The 25,771-nt window shown below is 44.6% G+C and carries 21 protein-coding genes and 1 other RNA gene; 9 read left to right on the forward strand and 13 right to left on the reverse strand.

What is annotated here, in order from left to right; translation table 11 throughout:
• Positions 1-9: 9 nt before the first annotated feature.
• Positions 10-369, forward strand: a complete 360-nt coding sequence (gene bamE / locus AB6D58_RS09000; RefSeq protein ID WP_010438918.1) for an outer membrane protein assembly factor BamE — start codon at positions 10-12, stop codon at positions 367-369.
• Between the two features lie 178 nt (positions 370-547).
• Here the strand turns inward: bamE and AB6D58_RS09005 are convergent, their stop codons facing one another.
• Together AB6D58_RS09005 and AB6D58_RS09010 are read right to left on the reverse strand one after the other, a co-directional pair.
• Complete coding sequence (locus AB6D58_RS09005; RefSeq protein ID WP_016796754.1) at positions 548-856, reverse strand: RnfH family protein; 309 nt, start codon at positions 854-856, stop codon at positions 548-550.
• 3 nt (positions 857-859) lie between these two features.
• Positions 860-1,288, reverse strand: a complete 429-nt coding sequence (locus tag AB6D58_RS09010) for an SRPBCC family protein (RefSeq protein WP_010438915.1) — start codon at positions 1,286-1,288, stop codon at positions 860-862.
• A 119-nt stretch (positions 1,289-1,407) separates the two neighbouring features.
• On the opposite strand from AB6D58_RS09010, the gene smpB reads away from it, so the two are divergent.
• Together smpB and ssrA are read left to right on the forward strand one after the other, a co-directional pair.
• Complete coding sequence (smpB, locus tag AB6D58_RS09015) at positions 1,408-1,893, forward strand: SsrA-binding protein SmpB (RefSeq protein ID WP_004735156.1); 486 nt, start codon at positions 1,408-1,410, stop codon at positions 1,891-1,893.
• A gap of 66 nt (positions 1,894-1,959) precedes the next feature.
• Positions 1,960-2,326: a transfer-messenger RNA gene (gene ssrA, locus AB6D58_RS09020) on the forward strand.
• A gap of 106 nt (positions 2,327-2,432) precedes the next feature.
• Here ssrA and AB6D58_RS09025 read toward each other — a convergent pair.
• Both AB6D58_RS09025 and AB6D58_RS09030 read right to left on the reverse strand, forming a co-directional pair.
• Entirely contained in the window at positions 2,433-3,365 is a 933-nt protein-coding gene (locus tag AB6D58_RS09025) for an STM4504/CBY_0614 family protein (protein WP_372083883.1), read from the reverse strand.
• A gap of 42 nt (positions 3,366-3,407) precedes the next feature.
• The gene (locus AB6D58_RS09030) at positions 3,408-3,956 is read right to left on the reverse strand and encodes a recombinase family protein (protein ID WP_372157049.1); all 549 of its coding nucleotides are present in this window, start codon (positions 3,954-3,956) and stop codon (positions 3,408-3,410) included.
• A 398-nt stretch (positions 3,957-4,354) separates the two neighbouring features.
• Between AB6D58_RS09030 and yfcC the strand changes: the two genes are divergently transcribed.
• Positions 4,355-5,833 (forward strand): putative basic amino acid antiporter YfcC, encoded by a 1,479-nt coding sequence (gene yfcC / locus AB6D58_RS09035; protein ID WP_017059744.1) that lies wholly within the window; start codon positions 4,355-4,357, stop codon positions 5,831-5,833.
• 128 nt (positions 5,834-5,961) lie between these two features.
• Complete coding sequence (locus tag AB6D58_RS09040) at positions 5,962-6,969, forward strand: succinylglutamate desuccinylase/aspartoacylase family protein (RefSeq protein WP_017059743.1); 1,008 nt, start codon at positions 5,962-5,964, stop codon at positions 6,967-6,969.
• Positions 6,970-7,083: 114 nt separating this feature from the next.
• Here the strand turns inward: AB6D58_RS09040 and AB6D58_RS09045 are convergent, their stop codons facing one another.
• From AB6D58_RS09045 to AB6D58_RS09070, 6 genes are all read right to left on the reverse strand, one after another.
• Positions 7,084-8,097 carry a DUF2955 domain-containing protein gene (locus AB6D58_RS09045; protein ID WP_017059742.1) on the reverse strand — a complete coding sequence of 338 codons (1,014 nt, stop codon included), beginning with the start codon at positions 8,095-8,097 and terminating at the stop codon, positions 7,084-7,086.
• Positions 8,087-9,151 carry an HlyD family secretion protein gene (locus AB6D58_RS09050; RefSeq protein ID WP_017059741.1) on the reverse strand — a complete coding sequence of 355 codons (1,065 nt, stop codon included), beginning with the start codon at positions 9,149-9,151 and terminating at the stop codon, positions 8,087-8,089. The genes AB6D58_RS09045 and AB6D58_RS09050 overlap by 11 nt, the downstream gene beginning before the upstream one ends.
• Positions 9,152-9,388: 237 nt before the next feature.
• Complete coding sequence (locus AB6D58_RS09055; RefSeq protein ID WP_372157051.1) at positions 9,389-11,269, reverse strand: ATP-dependent zinc protease; 1,881 nt, start codon at positions 11,267-11,269, stop codon at positions 9,389-9,391.
• A 305-nt stretch (positions 11,270-11,574) separates the two neighbouring features.
• Positions 11,575-12,384 carry a M15 family metallopeptidase gene (locus AB6D58_RS09060; RefSeq protein WP_372157053.1) on the reverse strand — a complete coding sequence of 270 codons (810 nt, stop codon included), beginning with the start codon at positions 12,382-12,384 and terminating at the stop codon, positions 11,575-11,577.
• Positions 12,385-12,482: 98 nt separating this feature from the next.
• On the reverse strand, positions 12,483-13,211 hold the full coding sequence (locus tag AB6D58_RS09065) for a DUF429 domain-containing protein (protein WP_017062812.1): 729 nt from the start codon (positions 13,209-13,211) through the stop codon (positions 12,483-12,485).
• 58 nt (positions 13,212-13,269) lie between these two features.
• On the reverse strand, positions 13,270-14,982 hold the full coding sequence (locus AB6D58_RS09070; protein WP_372157055.1) for a class I SAM-dependent methyltransferase: 1,713 nt from the start codon (positions 14,980-14,982) through the stop codon (positions 13,270-13,272).
• A gap of 259 nt (positions 14,983-15,241) precedes the next feature.
• Here AB6D58_RS09070 and AB6D58_RS09075 point away from each other — a divergent pair, with 259 nt between their 5' ends.
• From AB6D58_RS09075 to AB6D58_RS09090, 4 genes are all read left to right on the forward strand, one after another.
• Entirely contained in the window at positions 15,242-16,180 is a 939-nt protein-coding gene (locus AB6D58_RS09075; RefSeq protein ID WP_136974081.1) for a hypothetical protein, read from the forward strand.
• Positions 16,181-16,376: 196 nt separating this feature from the next.
• Entirely contained in the window at positions 16,377-17,144 is a 768-nt protein-coding gene (locus AB6D58_RS09080) for a 1-acylglycerol-3-phosphate O-acyltransferase (protein ID WP_065584647.1), read from the forward strand.
• 147 nt (positions 17,145-17,291) lie between these two features.
• Entirely contained in the window at positions 17,292-18,662 is a 1,371-nt protein-coding gene (locus AB6D58_RS09085; RefSeq protein ID WP_372157057.1) for an MBL fold metallo-hydrolase, read from the forward strand.
• 455 nt (positions 18,663-19,117) lie between these two features.
• Positions 19,118-20,665, forward strand: a complete 1,548-nt coding sequence (locus AB6D58_RS09090; RefSeq protein WP_017065919.1) for a sodium:alanine symporter family protein — start codon at positions 19,118-19,120, stop codon at positions 20,663-20,665.
• A gap of 145 nt (positions 20,666-20,810) precedes the next feature.
• Here AB6D58_RS09090 and AB6D58_RS09095 read toward each other — a convergent pair whose 3' ends face one another.
• The 3 genes from AB6D58_RS09095 to AB6D58_RS09105 form a co-directional block, all read right to left on the reverse strand.
• Positions 20,811-21,404, reverse strand: coding sequence for an acetate uptake transporter (locus AB6D58_RS09095; protein ID WP_010440610.1), 594 nt, complete (start codon positions 21,402-21,404; stop codon positions 20,811-20,813).
• 520 nt (positions 21,405-21,924) lie between these two features.
• Positions 21,925-23,475, reverse strand: a complete 1,551-nt coding sequence (locus tag AB6D58_RS09100; protein WP_372157059.1) for a Na+/H+ antiporter NhaC family protein — start codon at positions 23,473-23,475, stop codon at positions 21,925-21,927.
• A gap of 274 nt (positions 23,476-23,749) precedes the next feature.
• The gene (locus AB6D58_RS09105) at positions 23,750-25,462 is read right to left on the reverse strand and encodes a glycoside hydrolase family 19 protein (RefSeq protein WP_372157061.1); all 1,713 of its coding nucleotides are present in this window, start codon (positions 25,460-25,462) and stop codon (positions 23,750-23,752) included.
• Between the last annotated feature and the right edge of the window lie 309 nt (positions 25,463-25,771).

Consider the following 25,771-nt stretch of genomic DNA (forward strand, 5'->3'; position numbering starts at 1 on the left):
TCTCAAACTATGCGAATTAAAAAGTGGTTAGTTGCAGTTCCACTTGCACTAACAATGTTGACCGGTTGCTCTCTATTAGAGAAGTTGGTTTATCGAATTGACATCAATCAGGGTAACTATGTTGAACAGGAAGCTGTCGATCAGCTCAAGTTTGGCATGACAAAAACACAAGTTCGTTACGTTATGGGCTCACCTATGCTTATCGAAAATGGCTACCCAGATACGTGGTACTACATTTACCACCACACAAAAGGCCATGAAGACTCGATTCAAAAAAATCTTGTTGTTAACTTTGATGCAACGGGCACCTTAGTGACGATCAATGGTGATTTTGAAGCCAGTGATGAATTCTTCGAAAGCCTTCGCTAGCTTTCAACTAACAAAGCTTTCCAGTCAAAAGCAAGAATCGCAAAAGCCTGCTCATATGAGCAGGCTTTTTAATATCTGCTAACAAATGAGACTGTAGACTGTAGACTGTATTGTCTAACAAACAGATGAAAAAAAGCTCGCTAATGCGAGCTTCTTTATCATTCAAATTTGTTTGGTATTACGATTTAGCCGCCGCTTTCGCTTGTTCAGCACGCTTACGGCGAATTTCTTTTGGATCGGCTAAGAGTGCTCGATAAATTTCGATACGATCTTTATCTCGAACGGTTGCATCTAACTTAACGTTGCGGCTGTATACGCCAACTTTATTTTTCGCCAAGTCGATTTCTGGATACAACTCTAAAACACCAGACTGCGCAATAATCTCTTCAACGGTCGCGTTCTTATTTACCACTAAGGTAAATACACGCTGCTCATGTGGAAGCGCAAACACAACTTCTACGTGGATCATATCTGATTCAATAGTCATGGCTTAGTAAACCTGTTTCGCTCGTTGAGTAAAAGCACTGACCATATTGCTTGTCAGTTCATTGAAAATCTTGCCAAATGCCATTTCAATCATTCGACTAGAAAATTCAAACTCTAGTTTAAGTTCAACCTTACATGCTTGGTCGTCTAGAGGAGTGAAATACCAGCCCCCCTCCAGCTTCTTAAACGGGCCATCTACCAGCTCCATTAAAATTTCAGCACCATCCGCCATTCGATTCGACGTAGTGAATGTTTTACTGATACCAGCTTTAGAGACATCAACCGAAGCCACCATCGCGGAATCTGAAGATTCGATCACACGAGAACCAGAACATCCTGGCAAAAACTCAGGATAACGAGCAACATCATTGACCAAGCTGAACATCTGGTCGGCACTAAAAGACACTAATGCTGAACGAGTAACCTTTGGCATATAGACTCCTGTTAAAGACAGCGTTACATTAACACAAACTGCAATTTTAATTGTATTGGGCCAGAGCGCAAATAAAAAGGATTCCCCATCTAGGGCGCATTCCGTATAATGAGGCCATTATGGCAAAGAATAAATCAAAATCAAAAGCCGGTAGTAATACCATTGCGCTTAATAAGAAAGCTCGCCACGAATATTTCATCGATGATGAGATAGAAGCGGGGCTTGAGCTACAAGGCTGGGAAGTAAAATCCCTACGTGAAGGCAAAACCAATATCGCAGAAAGCTACGTCTACATCAGAGATGGCGAAGCATTCATCAGTGGTATGACGATCACTCCGCTAACTCAAGCGAGTACTCATATCGTGGCGAACCCAACACGCATCCGTAAACTACTAATGTCGAGAAAAGAACTCGATAACCTTATCGGTCGTATTAACCGTGAAGGCATGACACTTGTCGCAACCGCACTTTACTGGTCTCGCTCTTGGGCGAAGATTAAAGTTGGCGTAGCGAAAGGTAAAAAGCTGCACGATAAACGTACTGATATGAAAGAAAAAGATTGGGCGAGAGATAAAGCACGAATTATGAAGAGTAATTTGCGTTAATTTTAAGCACTTAAACGCACAGTGCTAGACAGGCAAAGCTTTTCTGGTACTATGCGAATAACACTTGGGGCTGATTTAGGATTCGACAGGAATTTTGAAGTCTGAGGTGCATGCCGTGGGGCGGTTGGCCACGTTAAAAGCCGCAAAAAAATAGTCGCAAACGACGAAAACTACGCACTAGCAGCTTAATAACCTGCTCAGAGCTCTCTTACCCTAGCTTCCGCTCGTAAGACGGGGACCAATAAGAGATCAAACCCAAACTAGCTAGCGCGGCTTCTCCCACCTGAGAGGAAAAGCGCGAATAACAATTCAGGTTAGCCTTTAACTAGCGTGTCGGTTCGCAGGTTGCTGGTGAAATTAAAGATCGACTAAGCATGTAGTACCAATGATGAATGATTTTTGGACGCGGGTTCAACTCCCGCCAGCTCCACCAAACGTTTGGAAACAGCGTTATTTCAATAGGTTAGCGCCTTTTGGGATAGCGCTGTTTTTGTATGGGTGCCACAGTAAAGTGCCACAGTTGCGGCACTCGTAGTATCTCACTTCTTCATTGCCTCGTAGCAATCGTTCAAGAACACCAAATTAACCGCCGTTAAATGCAACGTGTACTTCGTTATGTGCTCAGAGACTTTAATAGGTTCTGGCTTAGCGTGTCCTGCTTTTTCATTTCTGATTGGCGGTACACCTGACTCTAAAGTTTTAGCAAGCCCATTTAAATGCTCTTGAGTATGAGTTTCAAACAACCCTTTATCTTTACATAGAGCTATTAAGTTACTTGCCCCTGCTTTCTTTGGATTGTATTCCCATCCCTCTTTGTCGCAGATAATTTTCATCATGCCTTCAAACGCACGTCCACAACTCATCAAACACTCTTTAAAGTTACTGTGCCTGTAATGTTCGTGTGCCTCTAAAAACTCCTGTCTAGGAGCTTCATAATTCTGCAAGATGTAGAGTGCAGGTTTAACCGCCTCTGCATGAATAAACTGCTCATCTACTTTAATGAGGATTCCATCGCTGTATTCAAACCCAAACCCATCACGCTTCATTCGCTCATTGATTTCTTTCAGTGCATCATCGGGCTTCTGTGTTGCTGAGTCATCGTGAGAATGTCTGTAAAAGTTCTTTCTAACAACGAAATCTATGAACTTACAACTTAACTCTAGCGTGTCTAGGAACTGCTCTAAAGGTGCATTATCAAACATGTTACGCAACCATTGGTCACAGCCACGCTCGAACCCCATCAGCCTATACTCACCATACTCTTTACAAAGAATTTCATAAATTTGCGCGTAAACGCCCTCAGATGGGCATGATGATGTTGCGTAGTAACTACCACCAGACACGTTTGTACCAATTGCCGCAAAGACAATCTGTGTCAACTGCGTTCTGAGTTTCTGGCTAGCCATTTCATACTGATACACTTCAGGGTGCTTCGGCTTATTTCTCGTAGAGTACAAATCAAATACAGCCACGTTTCTTCCTTACTTTAATTATTTTGCTTCCTATTATACCGCCTACTGCGCACCAAGTAACCTATACAATGTTGCCCTGCCTATTCCTAACTCCTTGGCTGCTTTAGCTTTTGGTACACCGTTATCTAATAGCTTCTGGACATCATCCCTAGTGACTTGCGCTTTCGGTCTGCCGATGTGTTTACCTGCTGCCTTGGCTGCTGCTATGCCTTCCGCTTGACGCTCTTTGATTAGCTCACGTTCCATTTGAGCAACGGCAGCCAGTATTCCCAGTACGCCTTTCTGTGCTGCACTCATAGCACCATCGAATCTCATACCCTCTTTATGGAATTGAACCGAGACACCTTTCTTATTCATCTGCTCCACCAGCCCAACAGCATCACCTGCACCGCTACGACAGATACGGTCTAGACTGTGAACATGTAGTACATCTCCATCCCTGACATAATCCAAGCATGCCTGTAACTGCGGTCTGTCTACTGTCTTAGCTGATACCTTTTCCTCGAACACCTTATCCAGTTTCACATCTGCTAACTGTCTGCTGGTGGACTGCTCTGCTGTACTAACTCGAATGTAACCTACGTTCGCCATGCTTACTCCTAGTGTCTCAAAACCTCTTAACACTTACAGGATTGCATGTATCAAAACTCTAAGTCAATGCTTTTGAGACAACCTTAGATACAGTCTCATAAGGTATAGTTTTTTATATATCCAGAGTCGCTCTATGAAACTTACCGCACTGCTTAAAAAGCACCTGAGCTAGGACTTTTTACCTCTAAATAAAACCAGGCAATAACAAGTTAAAAATAAAAACCATCATGCCACGCAAAAACAAGAACATAACACCACCAAACAAGCCAAAAACCAACTTAAAATTGACATTATATGCTTAATTAGTGATATTTTATGCCAATCTTAATTATAGCTAAAAACTGACAATGAGCACGACAACCACAACATCGGATACCATCCAAAATAAGACATGGAAAATGCCAGATACTCTGGTGCTAATTTTCTTTATCGCGTTGCTTGCGACTGCAATGACATATGTCATACCTGCAGGCATGTTTGAAACACAAGACATCAGCTATGTTTCTGATGGTGCAGAGAAAACTCGTACCGTTCTAGATCCAGCTTCATTTGCCTATCACACCGACCCCCAAGGCAACCCGATTTACAATACTGTCGGACTATTCGCCAGCGGTGGTGATATCGGCTTAATGAACTTCGTATTTGAAGGTTTAGTGTCTGGATCTAAGTGGGGTTCAGCAATCGGCGTTATCATGTTTATGCTTGTGATTGGCGGTGCTTTCGGCATTGTGATGCGCACAGGTACTATTGATAACGGTATCTTGCGTCTCATAGACAAAACCAAGGGCAGTCAATCGCTTTTCATTCCAGTATTATTTGCACTGTTCTCGCTCGGTGGGGCTGTATTTGGTATGGGTGAAGAAGCCGTCGCCTTTGCCATTATTATCGCGCCGCTAATGGTACGTATTGGCTATGATGGTATTACTACGGTAATGGTGACGTACGTAGCGACTCAGATTGGTTTTGCTGCTTCTTGGATGAACCCATTTTCTGTTGCTGTTGCCCAAGGCATTGCTGGTGTACCTGTCTTATCTGGGGCATCGGTGCGTATCGCTCTATGGGTTTTCTTCACCGCGCTCGGCATCGCTTTTACGATGTGGTATGCGAATTCGGTAAAGAAAGACCCTTCGAAATCTTACAGTAAAGCTGGTGATGTTTACTTCAAGAAGCAACAAGGAGACTTGACTCAATCACGTTGGAATATCGGCGATACGTTGGTGATTCTCACCGTGATAGCGAGCATGACCTGGGTTATTTGGGGTGTAGTGGTTCACGCATGGTACATTCCTGAAATTGCCTCTCAGTTTTTCACTATGGGATTTGTTGCTGGCTTAATCGGTGTTATTTTCCGATTAAATGATATGACCATCAACGACATGGCCGATTCATTTAAGGAAGGCGCAAGTGTGATGCTAGCGCCCGCTATTCTTGTGGGTAGTGCTAAAGGTATCTTGCTGATTTTAGGCGGCGGCAGCGATGCAACCGAGCCAAGCGTACTGAATTCAATCTTAAGCAGTGCGGGCGGTGTGATTAGTGCATTGCCAGAAGCGATGGCTGCTTGGCTGATGTTCGCCTTCCAAGCTATTTTCAACTTCTTTGTAACGTCAGGATCAGGGCAGGCAGCTCTAACGATGCCATTAATGGCGCCACTCGCCGATTTAGCAGGTGTGACTCGTCAAGTCGCGGTTTTAGCATTCCAGCTAGGTGATGGCTTTACCAATATCATCGTCCCAACATCAGCTTCTTTGATGGCAACACTAGGTGTATGCCGCATTGACTGGGGTGATTGGGCAAAATTCTGCTGGCGCTTTATCGTGCTGCTATTCTGCTTGTCGAGCGTTATTATTGTTGCGGCTCACCTGCTGGGTTTTGCATAACAGCGCCTTTCAATATTTACGTGTATCTCAATGGGCAGTTTACTGCCCATTTTTAATCACAGCTTTCAATAACAATCATCCAACACAGACTCAGAATAGATTGTGAACCAGAGACAAAGGAAACTAGTGTGAGAAAAACTACTTATACCAATGATGTTCTAAATGGACACCCTGTAATATCTCAACTCAATGTTGATGACTTACCGATGGGATGCCATCGTTTCTGGTTTGAGGCACAAACTAACGGTGTTGGTCAAAATCATCATTTACCTGTGGTCGTCTATCGCGGTGAGCAAAGTCAAAATGCTCGCAAAATAATGGTAACGGCAGGCGTTCATGGTGATGAATTAAATGGAGTTATTACCGCACAGAAGGTCATTCAAAAGCTCGTAAACGAGGAGATACACGGCACAGTCATCATTATTCCGATGATTAATGTGTCAGGTATGTTGATGCACAGCCGAGATTTTATTTCATCGGATCCGGATGCATCCCCAGCAAACCTTAACCGTATATTCCCTGGAAACCCGAACGGTGATGCCTCACAACGTTTTACACATTCAATTTGGCAGAACCTACTCAGCCATAATGCGGATCTTGCTATCGATCTGCATACCCAAACTCGCGGAGCAGAGTATCCTTTGTATGTCTTTGCCGATTATCGAATCCCCGCAGCAATCAAAATGGCTCGATTGATCAATCCTGACTGTATTTTTGATGATCCAGGTGATGATGGCGTTTTAGAAACGCAGCTCAATAAAAGTGGTACGCCCGCTATCACCGTCGAGGTTGGTTCTGGAAAGGTTTTACAACCCGACCTCATTGAGCGTTCAGTGAATGGCGTGATGAATATCCTGCACTCGGAAAATATCATCTCTACAAAGATAGATCAGCCTCACTATGCCTGCTTTGAAGGCAAAGAAACGGTGACCATTAGAGCCAATGTCGGTGGTTTCGCTCTCCCTCAAGTTAAGGTCAGTGAATCAGTACAATCAAAACAATTGATTTCAATTCAATATGATAGTTTTGGTTCTGAAAAACAACGTTATTACGCCCCTGCTGATGGCTATGTACTCAGTGTCAATCAAGATCCGATGCGTGAACCGGGCGCTTTGTTAGTCAGACTATTGAAGTAACACGTCACTTCATCAAATGGCTCTTTACTGATGGCATTTTGAGTCGTTAACCCATATTGTGAAAAGGGGATAACTCGGCAGAGCTATCCCCTTATTATTACTTATAAATATTAATCACTTACTGTGATCGGTATGACTATGATTAGTATTACTGCTGAGAAAGCCCAGTACCACTGCGCCAACCATGACTGCACAAACAATGGCAAATAGACGTGTCATTTGTGCCGAGAGGGACGCAGATCCTGGGTGGCTGATGATCTGATAAGCCAAGGTCGTAAAATTAGTAAACAAGAGCTGATAAATCGTCAGATTCGCCTGCCGCCTGATAGCAAAACACGCAAGTTGCAAACCACACACCAAACTCACGCCATAAATAACCAAGATTGGAGCGCCTGACACCATCATGATCATCACAGGTAACGTAAACAGAATGCCAACGCCAGTGGTGACAAGCTTGTTTCGGCTGAATGTACGGTGGTCGTGATTCGATGGGCTTTTCAACATACTGCCAAGCGTAATCGCAATCAACATCGTTTGTGACACCGAATTTCCTACCAAAATCGCCAGCACAACCACAACCGCGGTCGCTTTAAATGCAACCATGATATAGTCACCAGTAGTGGGCGCATCGGAAACGGCCGCAGTCGGAAGGACATTCACTTCATCCCCCGGGAACAACCAGAACCCCAAGTAAGTGACGATCAAAGCTATCACCAGCTTTTCAAAGAACAATAGGGGCAATCCCGCCATTGGGAGATGCATCTGCTTGTTGACCACCACCATCACGATGACCACGATAATGGTCAGTGTCGCGATGATATCTTTTGTATTCTGATGGCTACGCTGATAACTCCAGAACAGCAATAGCCAGCAATAGAGGACAAAACCGGTTGGCGAATCGACCAATACACTACCAAAAAACACCACACCAAAGCTGATTAAGATTAATGCAACAATCACCTTTAATATTAAATTAATCGGTGGTTTGGATGGCATCAATGTCATGAACATCACAACAAATATGGGCGACAAAACAGCGAGCATCTGCCCACTTTGTTGATGGTAGAACAATAGCGAAAGCGGCAGTAACACCAATCGAATAATGGAGTTAGCTGAGCTATGAAACATAAGTCCACACGCTTAGAATTCTCATCCAAAGCTGAGCAAGCCACTCACCTGGGGTACTTTGCTCTGTCATGACAGCCACTGTGGCTTGTGAACCAAAACGAATGTTGCTTGGAACCTCACCATGATCAAACACAATATTGACTGGGTAGCGCTGCGCGGCAATAGAATTGGTGTCTGAATTTAAAAAGCCAGTCTCTTGGTCAGTGCTATTGCTGCCACCCGTTCCCCAACCAATGCTATCAACCGTGCCGTATAGCACTCGCCCCGGTAACGCATCCAATACGATCTCAACTCTTTGCCCGACTTGTATATGCTCTAGCGAGTTTTCTCTGTATAACGCAGATATCCACACCTCTCGCGGATCAACAAAGGTCAAAACAGGTGAGCCTGCGGTTGCTCGCTGGCCTACCGTCAGTTGTAGGTTACTCACCACGCCATGAGAAGGAGCCATCACTTGGGTTTTCTGTAAGTTGAGCTGAGCCTGCTCAAGGGCTGCAATCGCCGCCAACACTTGTGGATTATCACTCCCTTCTGGCCCTAACGCTTGTTTTGCCTGAACCAAAGAGGCTTCTGCGGCTTTCAATGACGCTTCAGCACGATCACGATTCTCTATGGCGTTGTCTAATTCAGAGCGGCTAACCAGCCCTTTACTGGCGAGTTCACTCACTCGACTCGCTTGCTCTCGAGAATTATCCCGAGCCGCAACCGCCTCGGTCACTTTCGCTTGTGCAACGTTAACCGCCGCTGTGCTTGCGCCAATATTTTGGCCTACTTGAGCAAGATTCGCTTCAGCGGAACGCAAACTGATCTGATAGTTTCGAGCATCAATTTCAAACAACACTTGGTTCGTTTCAACGACCTGATTATTTTCAGTTTGCACAGACGTGATATTGCCAGAAACTTCAGGAGCAATACGCACAATATAAGAGTGAACACGGGCGATCCCCGTCATTGGTGTGACGCGGTCGGCCCACAAACTGTAAAGCCACACTACTAAAATAACCGAAATAATAATTAAACTAAGCTTACGCGAAGATTTTTCTGCTTTTGACATGCTCTCTCTCTCGATCCGACAGCACGATTTACTCGCCTGCCGAATACGATGTTTTAAAAATTAAAGTGAATTCCACTTCATTGTAGTCTAGTCGATCTGTCTCTTGAGTAAAAACAAACGATTACTTGAAATATTGTCACGGCAACAATTAACAATCAACAAAAAGCCACACATCCCATCAATGAAATGTGTGGCTGTTTAGATCTGTTCTGCTACGAACTTAGATAAGTTTAGGGGTTACTCCATATCACCTAACAAGTAATCTTCATCGCTGCTCACTACTGCGCCGTGCTTCAAGAAGTTCTTACCTAGGATCATGCTGTATTCGAAGCGAGAGCGATCTTGAAGGTTTACCCTCACCTCTTTCTCTAAGTCACCCAACTTAACCTTCATTTCTACTACGGGGCGAATGTTCACCTTCTCGCCTTTCTTGGCTTTGATACGCATTACATCAATCACTGGCTTGGTGAAATCTTGCTTATCGCCTTGGTTGTTTTGATAGGTAAAGCTCACCATGTCTTGGCCATCTTTCTTAAATCGTTTGATGTTGACTGCGTTCATTGAGCTTACATCCGCACCAGTGTCGAGCTTGGCCGGGAACTTCATGCCGTTCACTTCAACCACTTCAATGTGCCCAACTTTAAACAAAGGCTCAGCTTTCAAAAGATAGTCAGAGCGAGTGTTCACATACACACCGTCTTTTGCCATCTTCTTGCCTAAAATAAAGTACGCTTCTTTCTCATTACTGTTAAGCACATCGATAGCAAACTCTTGCGTACGAACGTTTCCAGAGACCGCAAACTCACCACTCACTACCGGACGAGTATCATCACCGACTTTAAGCTTCTTAATAATTGGCTTGGTCACCTTCTGCTTCTCACCGTTTACATCCGTAAGATAAAATTCAACGGAGGCATCTTTGCCTTTACCTGTCATTTCAAAACTGTCGACCTTCAACAAAGGCGTGTTGACAGTAAATGAAGCAACAGCCTTCATAGGGAAACCATCTAATGTGATATCTTCTTCCGGTGAGATAATCAGTGGCTCAGTCTTCTTCGCGACCTCGCTGAAATTCTCAGAACCTTCAGAAAGAATATTTTCAGCGTTGGTATCAATCATGAAAAGTTCGCTAGCGGTGCTGGTTCCAAACCTCAACTGTGACTCACTACTTGAACGGTCACGTAAGTACACTAGAACATCTTTAGTGATGTTTTCATCGAGTTGAACAGGTACATACACCAAAGGTCTCTTCTTACCACTCACGCTCAACATACGAACTAATGGCAGTGTCATTTCTTTTTGCTTACCGTCGTTATCGACCATATCAAACGTGACTTCATTGTTTTTCTTGTCTACATCGATATTTTTTGAATGCAAAATACTGTATCGATTCTTTAAAGAGAAGGTCGCATTCATCGCCATTCCTGAAATAGACACCACCTCTTTTCGACCTACCACTGTCGCTTTTTCCTGCTCTTGCAAGTAGTCATAGCCTGCGAACACTAGCGCGTTATCCGCAAGGAAGGTTTTACCAATCAGCACTGGCGCAGAGAAGTGGCTTCTGTCGGTCAGGTTAACGTCGGTTTTTAGCTCTTGGTCTGCAATGGTGAGCGACATTTTTACGGTAGGGCGAAGCAAAGGCGTGCTGCTGGTGCGGCTGCGTATCATGCTGACACGCTCTAAAGGCGCTTCGATTAATACCATGTCTCCCGTCCGCGGGTTTTGAACCTTAAAAGACACCACAGCCTCATATTTCGCAAAGGTACTGCCATCCCAATCATCGTAATCAACATCGGAATTGTTCAACAGGTCTTCGGTTAACGCCGCCATCAACTCTTGGTCTTTGAGATTTTGGTAATCGGGATTAGAGCTCTTCACATGAATGTCTTCAGCATGCATAGAAGTGGTTTCCGCACCGGTATCAATTTTACCAATGAAAGGAACGTCTTTTAGCCCTTGAACGCTAGATAGGTACACGTTCTCAGTGCGACCTAATACCGACTTACCATCGAGTTCGTAAGTGGGATTTTGAGTGGTAGGTGAAGTGTCAGTAGCCAAAGTGTATTGTGAAAAAAGTAGAGTGCTTAAAAGAGTTAGAGCCAAAGGTATCTTTTTCATTAGTTGGTCCGTTGTGATCAGTTCACTAATAATACTGGCGTTTGCGCGAAGAGTTCCCCCACCAGCAATGGTTCTCACATAACGTTAACGCTATGAGTTTTTAAATGACAAACCGATGACTTTGCGCTGCATTCGCTTATCGATTATTGACTAATGGATACCCAATAACCTTTTCAATGCTCAGTGTTCTATTGAAGAAATGAATACAAAAAAGGCCAACGACGAGCGCTGACCTTAGCGACTCAAAACACACCTGAAGCGAGTTTAACTTGCTAAAACACAAACGGTTCTAGATAAACATAGCACTAAAAAGTCTCAACTGTTTTCTTTGCGCAGACAGCTCGAGCTTTTTCTGCGTCCTCACCTTTATTTTTGAGATAGCACTGTCGATAAGATTCGACGTAGCGCTCAAATAACACCTTGGCTTCAGGTTGTGGTTTAGAGAGCAGTTGGTTAACGAACATTCTTGATCCAACCTCAAAATGCTGAGTATCGATTGGGGAGTTCCAGTCCCCTCCCCAGATCATAAATCCGTGATGGGCAAACAGCTCCACCACATCTTCTACCATGCCGCGGCGTTCTATTTCATCACGCGCACGAAAGCGAGTACGGTTCACATAACTTGTCGCAGATTGTGAAGGTTTTACCGTGATTTTTCCGTTGCTATCGAACTCTAAGAAAGGGTTTTGAACTGGGTTGATATCGATTGCCACACCATAAGCATGCTTCGACCAACCACCTCCGCCTGTAATAGGACGAGCGTTAAACGCACTGCTGTTGTTCGCGTCCATTGAGGCGTTATCGTCACCTCTGAATTCACGCATTAGGCGAGCGGAATGAAGAGGAAAATTGCGCTGTTTGAGCTCTGAAAAGATTTGTTCAACAGCAGGCGCAATAACATCAAGCACGATCATATTGCCCTGTTGCGTTTCCCCTTTGAAACTAATGAAATCGAAATCCACTTTGGATAGTCGCTCACAACCAACGGGCGCACCACTACTCAAGACATTGTTCTTTTTCATCATGTCGCATTGCCATTGAGATATAGGAGCGACTTGGGCATAACTCACTGCACTGAGCACAGTGGCCAGACAGCCGACAATAAAACGTTTCATATCAAAAACTCAAAAATAGTAAGAGTGAAAAGTAGCAGAGTTGGAAAATAACATAAGTTGGAAAATAGCATATTAAGCCAAGTTGAGCGCACGCTTTGTTAGCGTGTTTTGTTCCAGTAAACAATCTCTCGAACTCGTCCGTTCTGATCCTTGTCAGCTTCTCCACCAACATCAGAAAGTTCAGGTAAGGTCGATAATTGCGGAGCGTAATAGGCAACTAACATAAGTACGAACGCATCGTAAATATCGTCTATCGCGGCGTCTTTACGTTTGGTATTTGAAATGGCCAACGACAAGCGGTCACACCATTGAGGGGATAGCTGCTGAATAATAGAAAGCCGTTCCTCTTTGCCTTCTTGCGTTCGTTTTGAAAACGTCAGCGGTTCGTCTTTCAATGCTGCAAACACCACTTCAGGATGTGATTCCCTGATAGAAAGATTGGGATGAGTTTCAATGAGCTCATCAAGCTCGCGAATCTTGGGCACAATTCCCCAAGTCTGTTTAGAAAACTTCTTATCAAGCTGCTCCACATTGGCACTGCACGCCGCAATGTAATCGGTTTGGTAAACCGCCTCACGACACGGAACCGGAAACACCGAAGAACCACGTTTGCTGGTTAGAAAACGCCTTGCTGCTTTGTCACACAAGCGATCTGGAGTTTGTGCATCACTAAAACCAATAGGCATATCGATAAGCGCCGTTGAACCGATAAGATCACTCGCTAGCTCATCGAGGGTGTTTACCACTTTAAACGCAGGTATCTCATTGTCAGAGACAATCCAAGCGATCCAACCCGACTTGCAGCCATCAATTCCGATGTATTTCATTATGTTCTCGATGATTAGTTTGTTGAGGGTTATTTGGGATAACTAGCCCACTTAATGATCAGTGCCACTCACTAATCAGCAGTCTGCTTTTTACACCACGTACCTGCAAGCCCATTGCATCGAACACCTCTTCAAAGTCTCGACACTGCACAGGGATGTTAGGTAACGAAAGCGCGGCTTCTGAAAAGAATTGTTGTTCAAAATGAGCCGAATCGTTCCAAGCGAGTTGCCACCACTCTAGAATCCTCGACTTAGACGAGCGCAGCTTTTCAGCCGTAGGAACTTTATCACTTTTACTTAAGTTCTCTTTGCTTGTAGTAGGAAAGAGGTTCCACTTATCGTTGTTTGGCCAGTAAGCGAAAGGCAAACAGTGATCAACGTGATACTCATTTTTTAATGATTTTCCACTCCACACGCTGACAATGTCGGCACGATCAGATCTAAGTTGCTCGACACGTTTACGCACATCGCGAGTATCATGGTTTTGATCGATCCATACCAAGCAGTCGTGATAAGTCTGTAGTGAAATGCTTCGCTGTCGGTTCAACTCGAAACGCTGCATCTCCATGACCCATTGATTCACCACCAGTGGTTCAATCCAAGAGTGGTAGATTCTAAAGCACTCCCACAGGCTTTCATCGAGAGTAAAATAACCAAAACTTTCGAAGAACTCACTATCAATGACCAGTGATTCTCGGCTCTTCCGTCGTTTGTGAGGTGGGTATATATCGAATAGTCGGTTGTCTTTCGAGCCTTGATAAATGAAAGTCACAGGTCCTGATTTAATGGTACTGATCGTTTGTGAAAATAGCTTTTGTAGAGCCTTGGCTTCATCGCCGAGAAACATAGCGCCTATCGCTAGATCATCAGCACTTAAGTGTTTGAGTTTATTCCAACCATCCTCTTTTACAAACCCAAGTCCCTTCGTTGTGTTGCTATTTTGCTGAATCCCAGCGCCTTCTATGTCGATATCAATCAGTCGCTTAAACTGCCTAACCCAATACAGAGCAACCAAGCCCACTGGTAGAGAAATTTTTCCATCAGTTCGATCAATCACAGCGCCTGAATGCGCATCAGCAATTCGCAGTAATGTTCTCAACAAAGCCAACTTGTATGTGGCCGACTTGTTGTCATTCACAATAATGTGGCGCACCTTGTTCAAATCACCGGAGCCATCGTCTGGCAATGTCATCACCACGGTTTGCCACCACACTTCACTGCGGTTCAATGTGTCTTGGCTATCATCGACATGACGAACCAACAAGGCGCTGTTTTTTGACAAACGCTCGAGCTCTTCAACCGAGACTTCATAGCCTTGTCGACTGTCTATAAATTCCCCATGACGCAGAGTGATCACCAGCTTGCCATTTGGAGCTAGCAAGTTAGACAACTTTCTAAATGCTCGTTCTCGATGAGACGGGGCTAAGTGCATCCAAACCGCACTCACCAATATCAGGTCAAAACGCATTCCGAGGTTTTCAGTGCGGCTAAGCGAAGGCAGTGAATCATCAATCCAGGTAACACTTGGGCCTGTATATTTCGAGCCTTGTTCGCGTAATGAAGCACTTGGTTCTATCGCAATAACATCAGCTCCGGCTTTGTGCATCCATAGCACATCACGACCGCTCCCAGCACCGACATCTAATACTTTATCGCCCTCTAAAGGCCAATAAGCTTGCCAGCTTTTATGCACCGTCTCGAACGTCACTGAGTTGTACTGCTGGCAAAGTGTGTGAGCATTTTTATCGTAAAAAGGAATCGATGAGGACATATGCGCTATTGGAGTAAGGAGTCTATCTCAATAGTAATGGGGAGCTTAGGCGATTGCTAGCAGCTCATGCATGTTCAGCCACACCGAGCAATATTTATCGTTAGTGACTGTTTTATATCAATATCCACTTAATGAGTGCATCAGGCGAATCAGTCTCGTCAGCAAAACAAAAACAAACAAGGTGCAAGCTGACGTGCGAACAGAGATAATTGTTTGAAGATGATTAACTCGCCTCAAGCACCAAACCGATAGAAAACTAATGAACACATACTCACACATAGATACCCCATTCAACCTGCGCCACACCTGTTGGTTTTGTGGTGAACCTTCCAGTAACCTTGTTGAATTTCCTAAGACAGCGCAGGCAGTTGCCAAGATAGGCCATTCACCGATCGCACTGCCGGCTTGTAATGAGTGTGCGAGAATTAACTATTCAAAGAATCTGACCTCAATTTGGTCTGTGCGCGATCAGATAAAACACACTCTGATAGACAAGTACGCTAAGCACCTTGGCATCGGTGAGAACTGGACGGAGCAAGAGCTTATTGATTCTGATTTCTCGGGTTCGACGCTCGGTGGGTTTGGGCGCAGCGCTTGGAAGATGTATCAAATCGCCAAACAACGCGTCGATTATAAAGGCTGGCCTTTGTCGGTTGATGACATCCCACTTGAGGTATACGACGAAACCAGTGGCTTTGAGTTTGACGGTACTCGTTATGCCTCAATCAATTCATGTATCGACTATTTCACCAAGGCAGCAGGCGTAGACAAAGAGCTGTTGTCGCAGCTTGTCGACATCGTTTCATCAGAAAGGTTTAGCTACGCACTGCGAATCACCAAGCTGAACAAGAATGTCTCTAATACCAAGCGCTCGGAGATCGTCGAAGAGGTACTACAACAAGAGTCTGAACAAGAAGAGATATTGCTTGAGCAAGCTAATTCAATGTTTAACCCAAACGTCGAAGAGGTGAATATTTCAGGCTCAATAGCGCCTGTATTTGCCATTCAGTGGGCGCTGGCTAACAAGGTTAAAGATTTAGCCCACCTTTGTGCTCTCGAAGATGAGTATTTTGACTATTTCGAGCACCTCGGCGGCCCTGCAGCTTTCATGTCCTATAACGGCCTACAACTCTATTTAGAGTCGCGTCAAGATCCTGAATGGGTAGAAGAGTTGGATCCAAATAAACAGTATTGGTGAACATGCCTCGCTACTGGTGAACACGTGTAAGCTCGATAATCGTGTCAAACACCCATTGTTAGTCCTTGTTTTATATAAAGATCTAAAAACAGAACCCTATAACAGTTAATTGTTGCAATTCGGTTAAATAGAGTGAAAACTTCAAGCATCTAAAACTATTTAATCACTGCCATCTGCGGTGAGTAAGGAGTGAATTGTGCTTGCTGTTCTTCGTATTATTTTGGCTACGGTGTTTATTATTTTCACCACTCTATGTGCTTTTGTTTACTGCTTGTTTAGCCCCAAGAACCCCAAGCATGTGTACGTTTTCTGTCGTTGGTTCAACCAACTCCAAAAGATCATCGGTGTAAAACTGGTGCAACGCGGCCTAGACAATGCCCCGACACCAGAAAACAGCGTCTACATCTCTAACCACCAAAGCATATTGGATTTTGTGACCGATCCAGGAATGCTAAGACCACGCACTGTTTCATTGGGCAAACGCGATTTGTTGTACGTGCCTTTCTTTGGCCTGCTGTATTGGATCACCGGTAACATCATGATTAACCGCGAAGACAAATCCAAAGCACGCGATACCATCAAGCAAGTGGCGGAAGCGATTCATCAGAGAGATCTGTCTGTTTGGGTTTACCCGGAAGGAACCCGTAGTAAAGGGCGTGGACTACTGCCATTCAAAACAGGCGCTTTCCGAATGGCAATTGAAGCAGGTGTGCCTATCACCCCGATGTGTACTAGCACCACGCACAATAAGATCGACTTTAATCGTGCCAATAATGGCATTGTGATCACCGAGATGTTGGAACCTATCGATGTATCCGGATACAAGCTTAGCGATGCGAGAGAGTTGGCCAATCGCTGTCACGCACTCATGGCAGAGAAAATAGCAGAGCTTGATGCCGAAGTGGCTCGTTTAGAGGCGCAGCAAAAAACAGAGTTGGATTCAGATCGTTCTTCTACGAACTAACTCGCAACGAAACCACTGAGTCATCGCTCAGTTACTTAAAAAGACACTCAACGATCGCAACTCTCATTGTTCTTGTTTTACTTGCTGGCGCTTATCCGCAAAATAAAAACAGGCGTTATCTGCCTTATAGAGCAATGGGAGTAAACGATGGAAGTGATTCACCATGGTGGCAAACATACTGTCACAGGATCTTGTCACGAATTAAGAGATTCAGGCCAAGCGGTACTCATCGATTGTGGCTTATTTCAAGGTTTAGATCTTCAAGGTAAAAAGCTTCAAGGAGAAGATGCACGCCCTCTTGATATTGAATTTGAAACGTCCCACCTCAACGCTCTGCTGCTGACCCATACTCACATTGATCATATTGGCCGATTACCTTGGTTACTCGCCAGTGGGTTTAACCAACCGATTTATTGCACGCAAGCCACCGCTGAACTTGCCCCTTTAATGATTGAGGATGGCTTAAAGCTGCAAGGACTCAGCAATAAACAGTCGAAGCTGATACTCAAAAAGATTCATTCGTTAATTGCTCCCAAGCCTTACGGGGAATGGTTTCCAATCACGTCTAAACAGCAAAACAACGGAAAGGATCATGATAGGCCAAATACTCTGTATGCTCGCTTTCAACCTGCGGGGCACATCTTAGGTTCTGCCTATATCGAGATTAAGTTACCCAACCAAGAGGTGGTGGTCTTTTCAGGCGACTTGGGCCCAAGTAACACACCACTACTGCCCGATCCTAAGCCACCACGACAAGCCGACTATCTGTTTATCGAATCCACTTATGGCACCAGTACACATGATGATATTGCTACGCGAGCTGAGCGTCTCAAAGCAATCATTGATCGTTCACTGCTCGACGGTGGCGTTATTCTAATTCCGGCATTTAGTATCGGCAGAACGCAGGAATTGCTTTTTGATATCGAACACCTGATCTTTGAGCATCAACTCAGTAGCGATATTCCTATTATTCTCGATTCTCCGATGGCTCAGAAAGTGACACGTTCATACCGACGCTTTAAAGAGTTGTGGGGACAAGAAGCAAAGCAGCGTCTTGAACTGAAACGCCACCCACTCGCTTTTGAGCAGTGCATTACCGTTGATGGACATAGAATGCACAAGAAAATCGTGAATCGCCTCAAGTCGACAGGTGAACCTGCGATTGTGGTCGCAGCTTCTGGGATGTGTCAGGGTGGCAGGATAATGAACTACTTATCCGCCTTGCTTCCCGATAAACGAACCGATGTAATTTTAGCTGGCTATCAAGCGCACGGAACGCTCGGACGAGAGCTGCAACAAGGGGAAATGCAGGTTTATATTGATAACAAAGACGTTGAGGTTAATGCTCAAATTCATGGCATGTCTGGCTATTCTGCCCATGCTGATAAAGGGGACCTCTACCAATTTATAGAAGGCATCGCGACGCCACCGAAAGAGGTGCATTTGATTCATGGCGAGCCAAATACTCAGTCTGAATTCGCTAAAGAATTACAGGCGCGAGGGTTCGTGGTTGTTTGAAACAGGCATCAAATTAACAACTTTTACTAGGTAGATATTAAAGCCTCAATTATCAAACCTTCAAAAGCCATAGTCTCTTAGACCTGCTAGCTCACCCAATGTAGGTGATATATTCCAACCTACTTATCTCACCATCCATATGTCAGCCGTTTATGCTAAGCGGCTTTAACCGCTGTTTTGCGCAATTTCGTTTCTTATGCGCATCTCAAGATCCCCTTTCTGTATTAATCACTATTTATTCACTTTTCAAAACACAACAAATCACAACTAGTTGCATATCAGATTAAATGGAACGATTCTAGAATTAGCACTAAGCATTAACAAACACCCTCTATAACTTGCTTTATGTCACAGTAATCCTAATGCGCAGTTAAATAATTTAACACTTGGGTTACAAGTGAAGTATTGTGTTGTTCGAAAAACAATCATAAGCAAAACTAACAGGGAAAATACTCATGCAGTCATTCGTTGATTTTTTGAATGGAATAATCTGGAGCCCAGTACTTATCTACCTATGTTTAGGTGCAGGTTTGTTCTACTCCGTCATGACTCGATTTGTTCAAATCCGTCACTTCTTTGAAATGTGGCGCTTGCTACTCTCGGGTAAAAGCTCATCAAAAGGCATCTCGTCTTTCCAAGCTCTAGCCGTTTCGCTATCTGGCCGTGTAGGTACAGGTAACATTGCTGGTGTTGCTGCCGCTATCGGTTTCGGTGGCCCAGGTGCAGTATTCTGGATGTGGGTTGTAGCCTTCTTTGGCGCCGCGACTGCTTATGCAGAATCTACGCTAGCGCAAATCTACAAAGAAGAAGACGAAGGCCAGTTCCGTGGTGGTCCGGCTTACTACATTGAAAAAGCAATGGGTCAGAAGTGGTACGCATGGATCTTCGCTATCGCGACTATTTTTGCATGTGGTATTTTGCTTCCAGGTGTTCAGTCAAACAGTATTGGTAATGCTGTAGAAGCTGCATTTGGATCAGGTGATATGATTGAAACAGCTGTCGGTACATTCAGTTTCGCTAAAATTTTCACCGGTACTGTTGTTGCTATCATCCTTGCTTTCATCATCTTTGGTGGTGTTAAACGTATTGCGAACTTCACACAAATCGTTGTTCCTTTCATGGCATTGGCTTACATCATCATCGCGTTCGTTATCATTCTGCTAAACATCAGCCAAGTGCCAACGGTTTTCGCAATGATTGTTGGTGATGCATTCACACCTATGGCAGGCTTCGGTGCTGCAATTGGTTGGGGTGTTAAACGTGGTGTTTACTCAAACGAAGCGGGTCAAGGTACTGGTCCTCACGCGGCAGCGGCTGCAAGTGTTGATCACCCAGCTCAGCAAGGTTTGGTACAAGCATTCTCTATCTACATCGATACTCTTCTAGTATGTTCTGCTACAGCGTTCATGATCATCATCACTGGTGCTTACAACGTTCACGGCGGCGCTGAGGGTGTGTTCCTTGTTCAGAACCTAGCAGCAAACATTGGTGCGAATGGTCCTGTATTTACACAGCTTGCTATTGAAAGTGCACTACCAGGCATTGGTAAGCCATTCATCGCATTTGCTCTGTTCTTCTTCGCATTTACAACGATTCTTGCTTACTACTACATCGCAGAAACGAATATTGCTTACCTACGTCGTACCATCAAGATCCCTGGCATGATGTTCGTACTTAAGCTTGTTCTTATCACTGCAGTTTTCTATGGCACAGTTAAAACAGCGAACCTTGCATGGGCAATGGGTGATGTTGGTGTTGGCTTGATGGCATGGTTAAACATCGTTGGTATTCTGATCATCTTCTTCATGTCTAAGCCTGCGCTTAAAGCTCTAGCTGACTACGAAGAACAGCAGAAACAAGGCGTAACTGAGTACACATTCAACCCTGTAAAACTAGGCATTAAAGGTGCAACTTACTGGGAAGAGAAGTACAAGCGTAAAACAGGCAAGTCTCCAGAAGCAGAAGCTGCAGACACTAAACCTGTAGAGCAACCTTCAGCTTAAGCTTTCCTTAGCAAATAGATCGCTTTAACAAATAGTGCTATTAATAACGCATAAAAAAGGGGTTAGCTATTTCGGCTAACCCCTTTTGTTTTATTCATAACCAATAAATGGCTTATAACAAACTAACTGTTCCCGAGTTAGAGTATTAAGCAGCGATTTCTTGTGTTGCCATTTGAGGCGCTTTCTTCTCACCGATAGGCAGTACTGTGCGGCCGTATTCGTTGTTGATTACTTGTGCCATTGCAAAGTAGATAGCTGAAGCGCCACAGAAGATACCTTCAAAACCAGCGATAGTGCCGATTAGTTCGCTGCCAGTGAAATCACGAGCTGCAAGTAGGAAGAACAAGATAGTTAGTGAACCGAATACTACTTGCTTCGCCACTGGGTAGCATAGAGAGCCAATGAACATGAAGCCTGTGAAGATGCCCCATAGTAGTAGGTACCAACCCATGAATGCTGCAGGGCTTGCAGGTAGACCCATGTAAGGCATCACGATTAAACCAACCAAAGACAACCAGAATAGGCCGTAAGAAGTAAACGCAGTTGTACCGAACGTGTCACCACGTTTGAAACACATTGTGCCCACGATAACTTGGCTCAAACCACCGTAAAAAATACCCATAGCAAGAATCATTGAATCGATTGGAAAGAAACCTGCGTTGTGGATATTAAGAAGAATAGTGGTCATACCGAAACCCATTAAGCCTAGTGGCGCTGGGTTAGCTAGTTTGGTCGACATTGCGAATTTACCTTATTAAAGTGGTTGATTAAAAAAAAACAATAAAAGTTATCAGAAAATTTTAATCTATAAACCGTACAACTAGGTAATCCAGTTATCGAAAACTAAGATTGTGTAAATGATCTTATGGAAAATTAGTTTCATAACAACGCTAATTAATTCATAGAACCTATAAATGAACAAATTCCCTGTCGCGCTATGAAAAAGATGCGAGTAACGAGATGCGAGTAACGAGATGCGAGATACGAAAAGAGTCTTTAGATTCGAGTAAGCGGGATAAGAGGAGCAGGTCTCGATTGAAGCGTCATTCCAGAATCGAGGGACGAGATATCTGGAATCTCCTCTTCGATATAAGCACGTTTGGCGCACTAAAGAGATTCCCTATCACGTTCGTTCCTCACTGTAGGGAATGACGGAAGTTTGCTTAGATGCGAGTAAGTGAAATGAAGAACAAGAGAGCGAGCTTTTCGTTACTCGTTTACTCGCATCCCGTATCTACTCACTCACCCGTTATCTTAAATTATGCTTGTTGAGCTTTAGACTCAGACACTTGAGATTGAACGTCTGAAGAAGCGTTTTTACTCGCATCGCGCTTGGCTAACAACGTCACGACAATCAACTGAGCAACAAGAGCGCCTAACACAACCAATGCACTTCCCGTAAAGCCTGCCACTACAAAACTAACCAAAGCGATAGAGCCGTTCATCAACGCATAAGGTAGCTGCGTCTTAAAGTGTTCAAACTGATCACACCCTGCCCCGGTTGAAGAAAGAATCGTGGTCTCAGAGATCGGTGAGCAGTGATCACCAAACAAGCCACCAGACAACACAGCACCAATTGCGACGAGTAGTGGAGCATCTATCGCAATCGCGGTTGGAATAACCAATGGCATCATTATCGCGAAGGTTCCCCACGACGATCCCGTTGCGAATGAAATGATAGCCGATAATAAAAACGCGACCGCAGGTACTAACCAATATGGAAAGCCGCTCTGTGCTTGCTCAGCAATATAAGCTGCCGCACCCAACTCTTTACCAACGGTGCTTAATGCCCAAGCCAATACCAAGATGATCGCAACTGGCATCATGTTTCCCATGCCTTTTAAGTACACAGAAACACCATCAGACAACTTTCTTACACCGTAGTAAGCCATTAACGAAATTAATGTAATCGCCGCAAAGAAATAAGCCGATGATAACGCCGCTCTAAATGATGAACCTGCGACCTTTTGGAACGGGAAACCTTGTGGTACCAGCATGGCGCACAACACCACCAGCATCACTAACAATGGTGCCCAGACAAAAGATGCCTTTGCATTTTTATGCGAGAACGGATTTAGTGATTCGTTATTCACGCCAGAGTTAATTCCCGCCTGGCAATCACGCTCAGCTTTTGCCATTGGCCCAAAATCTAAACCTTTAACGGACACGAGCGGAACGATGAAAATCGCGAGGAATGCGTAGAACTGAAAAGGAATCGCACCGATGAACGCATCCCAATCAGACATGTTGACATTTAACGCCGTGAACTCTTTTTGAATCAGGCTCATGATATACACGCCCCACCCGATAAAAGGGATAAGGATCGCGACGGGTGATGATGTAGAGTCGATGATGAATGCCAACTTCTGTCTAGAAAGTTTCAGTTTATCGAAAAGAGGGCGAAAGACAGGACCAACAATCAACGGAGTACCTAAGTCAGAGAAAAATATCACGATTCCTCCAAACCACGCAGACAATTGAGCTTGGCACTTGTTGCTTACCCACTGAGTCACACGCTTAGCAAACGCAACACCACCACCCGACTTTTCCATCAATGCGACAAAACCACCGATGAATACCAACAGCATGATCACACCAGCGTTATAGCTGTCGGTAAGTTGAGGGACTAGGTAACCTTTCACCATGGTACCAAACGTATCAAGCGGGTTAAGTTCGCTAAACATGCCAGTCAGCATTGCAACACCACTCAGCACACCAGCAAAAAGGCCTATCACCACATTCCTTGTCGCCAATGACAACACCAAAGTAATCACAATAGGGATGAGTGACGTGATATCTGTCTGTTCCATAGGTACACCTTAACCCTAAAATAAGAGAATAAATATAAATTAAATTTGAATATAAATTCACAAGCATCATTTGTACAGAACTTTATCCTCTAACTGGATAATTAGTCTTTAAATGCGCTTCAACATAGCCAAATAGACCAATCACCCTGCTTAAATAGCCAAGTTCGAAACGGAAAAAAGCCGAAAGTAGAAACTTTCGGCTTTTGATTATTTATATCGCTATGGTCGTACTACTAAGCTCGTAACTTAGGCCACCTCTTCAGTATTCAGACTATCAATTACAGCTGATTTCATCCCAGAACCAATTCGATTGAACTGGGCTTTCCCAAACACCTGGGCCGTTTTTAGCCACGAAGCACTTACCGTTATGCGTCACTTTATCGCCATTACTCACTTGGCTAACACCGGCTTGCCACGTAATAAATTCAGATGGATCGACAACCACTGGCGGTTCTGTCACAGGTGGTTCAACGGGTGCAGGGTCTACTGGTTCTGGATCGACAGGGGCAGGATCAACAGGCGATGGATCTGTCACTACCGGTGGTGTTGGCTCGCCCGCTACTAGTTTCCAAGGGCCACCATTGGCAGGGTCATCCCCTTGTGTCCACCATTTCGCTTCATAGGTTGCACCGTTGTGAGTCACTTGGTCACCCGCGTTGTAAACCTTGGTCGCACTCCAACCATTACCACCCGGATCAGTACCAGGATCTACCGGATCCAGCTTATCGACCACTTTCACTTCAGGCCAACTCGCATGAGAACCATAAAAGTTGGTCACACACTTCTCGTAATCGCCAGCCACCAGTGCGGAATAAGCAGTTTGAAAGCCCACTAGCTCACACTCAAATGAATACCCTTCAGGGCGGTCTGCGTAGTATTTCCAGTTACCATCCCAGTTGGTGTACAACACATCCGTTGCTCCGTTGAGATTCAAGCTTCCGTAAGGCGTTTGCTGCCAACATGTATTGGCTTCATCGGCTTCTACAGGAATTTCATAGTGCGCGGCTAACCCTTCCCAGTAACGAATACGGTTAACGGGTTGGCCTTTGTCTTTGTTCTGCTCGCCACATTCAATACCACCATTGATCACGTTGATTGTGGTACCAAAGCCATAGCCAATACCCGCATCCAATTCACGTTGAGATGGTGTCCATGTTCGGTCAATTACATGCAGCATTGCCGGTTTAGGCGCTTGTGGTGTTAAAAAGAACCAGATAGCAGACGCTAAGTTCAACCAAGAATCCGCCACTAATCCCGGATTGTTGAGAAGCACCGTCGCATCGCCATCGAACATCACTTCAGAGAACGCGCCGTAATTAAAATGGTAAGAAAGCTGTTTAGCACCACGTCCGAAGTAACCCTGCCCCGCAGCACATGGCCAACGGGCATTCTGCCAATCATTCTGACCACAACCTGTGGTGTAACCTTCTTGGCCTTCAGACCAACCCATTTCGCGAACATGCACCAGCGCTTGCTGCCACTCTTCTAGAGCTAATGGATTATCAGAGGTGTTGCCTATCGCGATGTGCCCACCCGTCTCTTGTGAAAAGTGAGCAAAGGCCGTGATGATGGATTTTTTACAGATGGCATCGGAGTCACGGCCATCGGTGTACTCTCCACAGAACGCTGGGAATTTACCGATCGCACGTAAGAAGCGAGTGTAGGTGTATTCTGGCGCTGCCATCTGAGTGAGGAAGTCCCATTCAGATTGAGGGAACACGCGCTCTACACGCTTTATGTTTTCAGGATTCGAGGGGGAACCGGGTTCAATCGCTTCAACGATTGTATTCGGGCGAGTTTGAAGGGCCTGTGACCAGATCGCATACATAGGATCGGATATTTTCGCTTGTTCAGCAGCTTGTAGAGCCGACTTTTCAACAAGGTAACCATTCGGGTTTTGCGGATCAGGTTGAATGTTCAAAGACGCATGACTTTGCGCTGCTAATGTGCAGCCCAGTACTGTCGCCAAATATTTGATTTTTAACATGATGGATTCTCTTATCTGTCCTTAATAAGTCCATCAAAGAGTATGCTTCACATGTGGAATGGCCTAGCTGTAGCTGTGTGAATTTATAAAAAGTGCGAGTGATCTTTTTGATACATGGCTCAGCACAACAAAGCGTCTCATGGTTTCTTGAGCTGATATCTAGTTTCCAACTCATTTGGTTTCTAGTTATTGTTCATTTGATTTCGAGGTATTGCTCATAAGCCTTTAATGTAATGAATCAATATAATCAATCGAAATCGAGTAGGAGGAGGCCTCACGGCCTCCGTCCTCTCACACCACCGTACAAGC

The sequence above is a fragment of the Vibrio sp. 10N.239.312.D08 genome (genome assembly GCF_041466145.1).
In the GTDB taxonomy this organism is placed as follows: Bacteria; Pseudomonadota; Gammaproteobacteria; order Enterobacterales; family Vibrionaceae; genus Vibrio; species Vibrio crassostreae_C.

Excerpts from the sequence above, each read along its gene's own strand:
- AB6D58_RS09055 (WP_372157051.1), bottom strand. The coding sequence starts at position 11,269 with ATGAAAAAGATACCTTTGGCTCTAACTCTTTTAAGCACTCTACTTTTT.
- AB6D58_RS09070 (WP_372157055.1), bottom strand. The coding sequence starts at position 14,982 with ATGTCCTCATCGATTCCTTTTTACGATAAAAATGCTCACACACTTTGC.
- AB6D58_RS09090 (WP_017065919.1), top strand. The coding sequence starts at position 19,118 with ATGCAGTCATTCGTTGATTTTTTGAATGGAATAATCTGGAGCCCAGTA.
- yfcC (WP_017059744.1), top strand. The coding sequence starts at position 4,355 with ATGCCAGATACTCTGGTGCTAATTTTCTTTATCGCGTTGCTTGCGACT.
- AB6D58_RS09060 (WP_372157053.1), bottom strand. The coding sequence starts at position 12,384 with ATGAAACGTTTTATTGTCGGCTGTCTGGCCACTGTGCTCAGTGCAGTG.
- AB6D58_RS09050 (WP_017059741.1), bottom strand. The coding sequence starts at position 9,151 with ATGTCAAAAGCAGAAAAATCTTCGCGTAAGCTTAGTTTAATTATTATT.
- AB6D58_RS09010 (WP_010438915.1), bottom strand. The coding sequence starts at position 1,288 with ATGCCAAAGGTTACTCGTTCAGCATTAGTGTCTTTTAGTGCCGACCAG.
- AB6D58_RS09045 (WP_017059742.1), bottom strand. The coding sequence starts at position 8,097 with ATGTTTCATAGCTCAGCTAACTCCATTATTCGATTGGTGTTACTGCCG.
- smpB (WP_004735156.1), top strand. The coding sequence starts at position 1,408 with ATGGCAAAGAATAAATCAAAATCAAAAGCCGGTAGTAATACCATTGCG.
- AB6D58_RS09105 (WP_372157061.1), bottom strand. The coding sequence starts at position 25,462 with ATGTTAAAAATCAAATATTTGGCGACAGTACTGGGCTGCACATTAGCA.
- AB6D58_RS09095 (WP_010440610.1), bottom strand. The coding sequence starts at position 21,404 with ATGTCGACCAAACTAGCTAACCCAGCGCCACTAGGCTTAATGGGTTTC.
- AB6D58_RS09065 (WP_017062812.1), bottom strand. The coding sequence starts at position 13,211 with ATGAAATACATCGGAATTGATGGCTGCAAGTCGGGTTGGATCGCTTGG.
- AB6D58_RS09030 (WP_372157049.1), bottom strand. The coding sequence starts at position 3,956 with ATGGCGAACGTAGGTTACATTCGAGTTAGTACAGCAGAGCAGTCCACC.
- AB6D58_RS09100 (WP_372157059.1), bottom strand. The coding sequence starts at position 23,475 with ATGGAACAGACAGATATCACGTCACTCATCCCTATTGTGATTACTTTG.
- bamE (WP_010438918.1), top strand. The coding sequence starts at position 10 with ATGCGAATTAAAAAGTGGTTAGTTGCAGTTCCACTTGCACTAACAATG.
- AB6D58_RS09085 (WP_372157057.1), top strand. The coding sequence starts at position 17,292 with ATGGAAGTGATTCACCATGGTGGCAAACATACTGTCACAGGATCTTGT.
- AB6D58_RS09075 (WP_136974081.1), top strand. The coding sequence starts at position 15,242 with ATGAACACATACTCACACATAGATACCCCATTCAACCTGCGCCACACC.
- AB6D58_RS09005 (WP_016796754.1), bottom strand. The coding sequence starts at position 856 with ATGACTATTGAATCAGATATGATCCACGTAGAAGTTGTGTTTGCGCTT.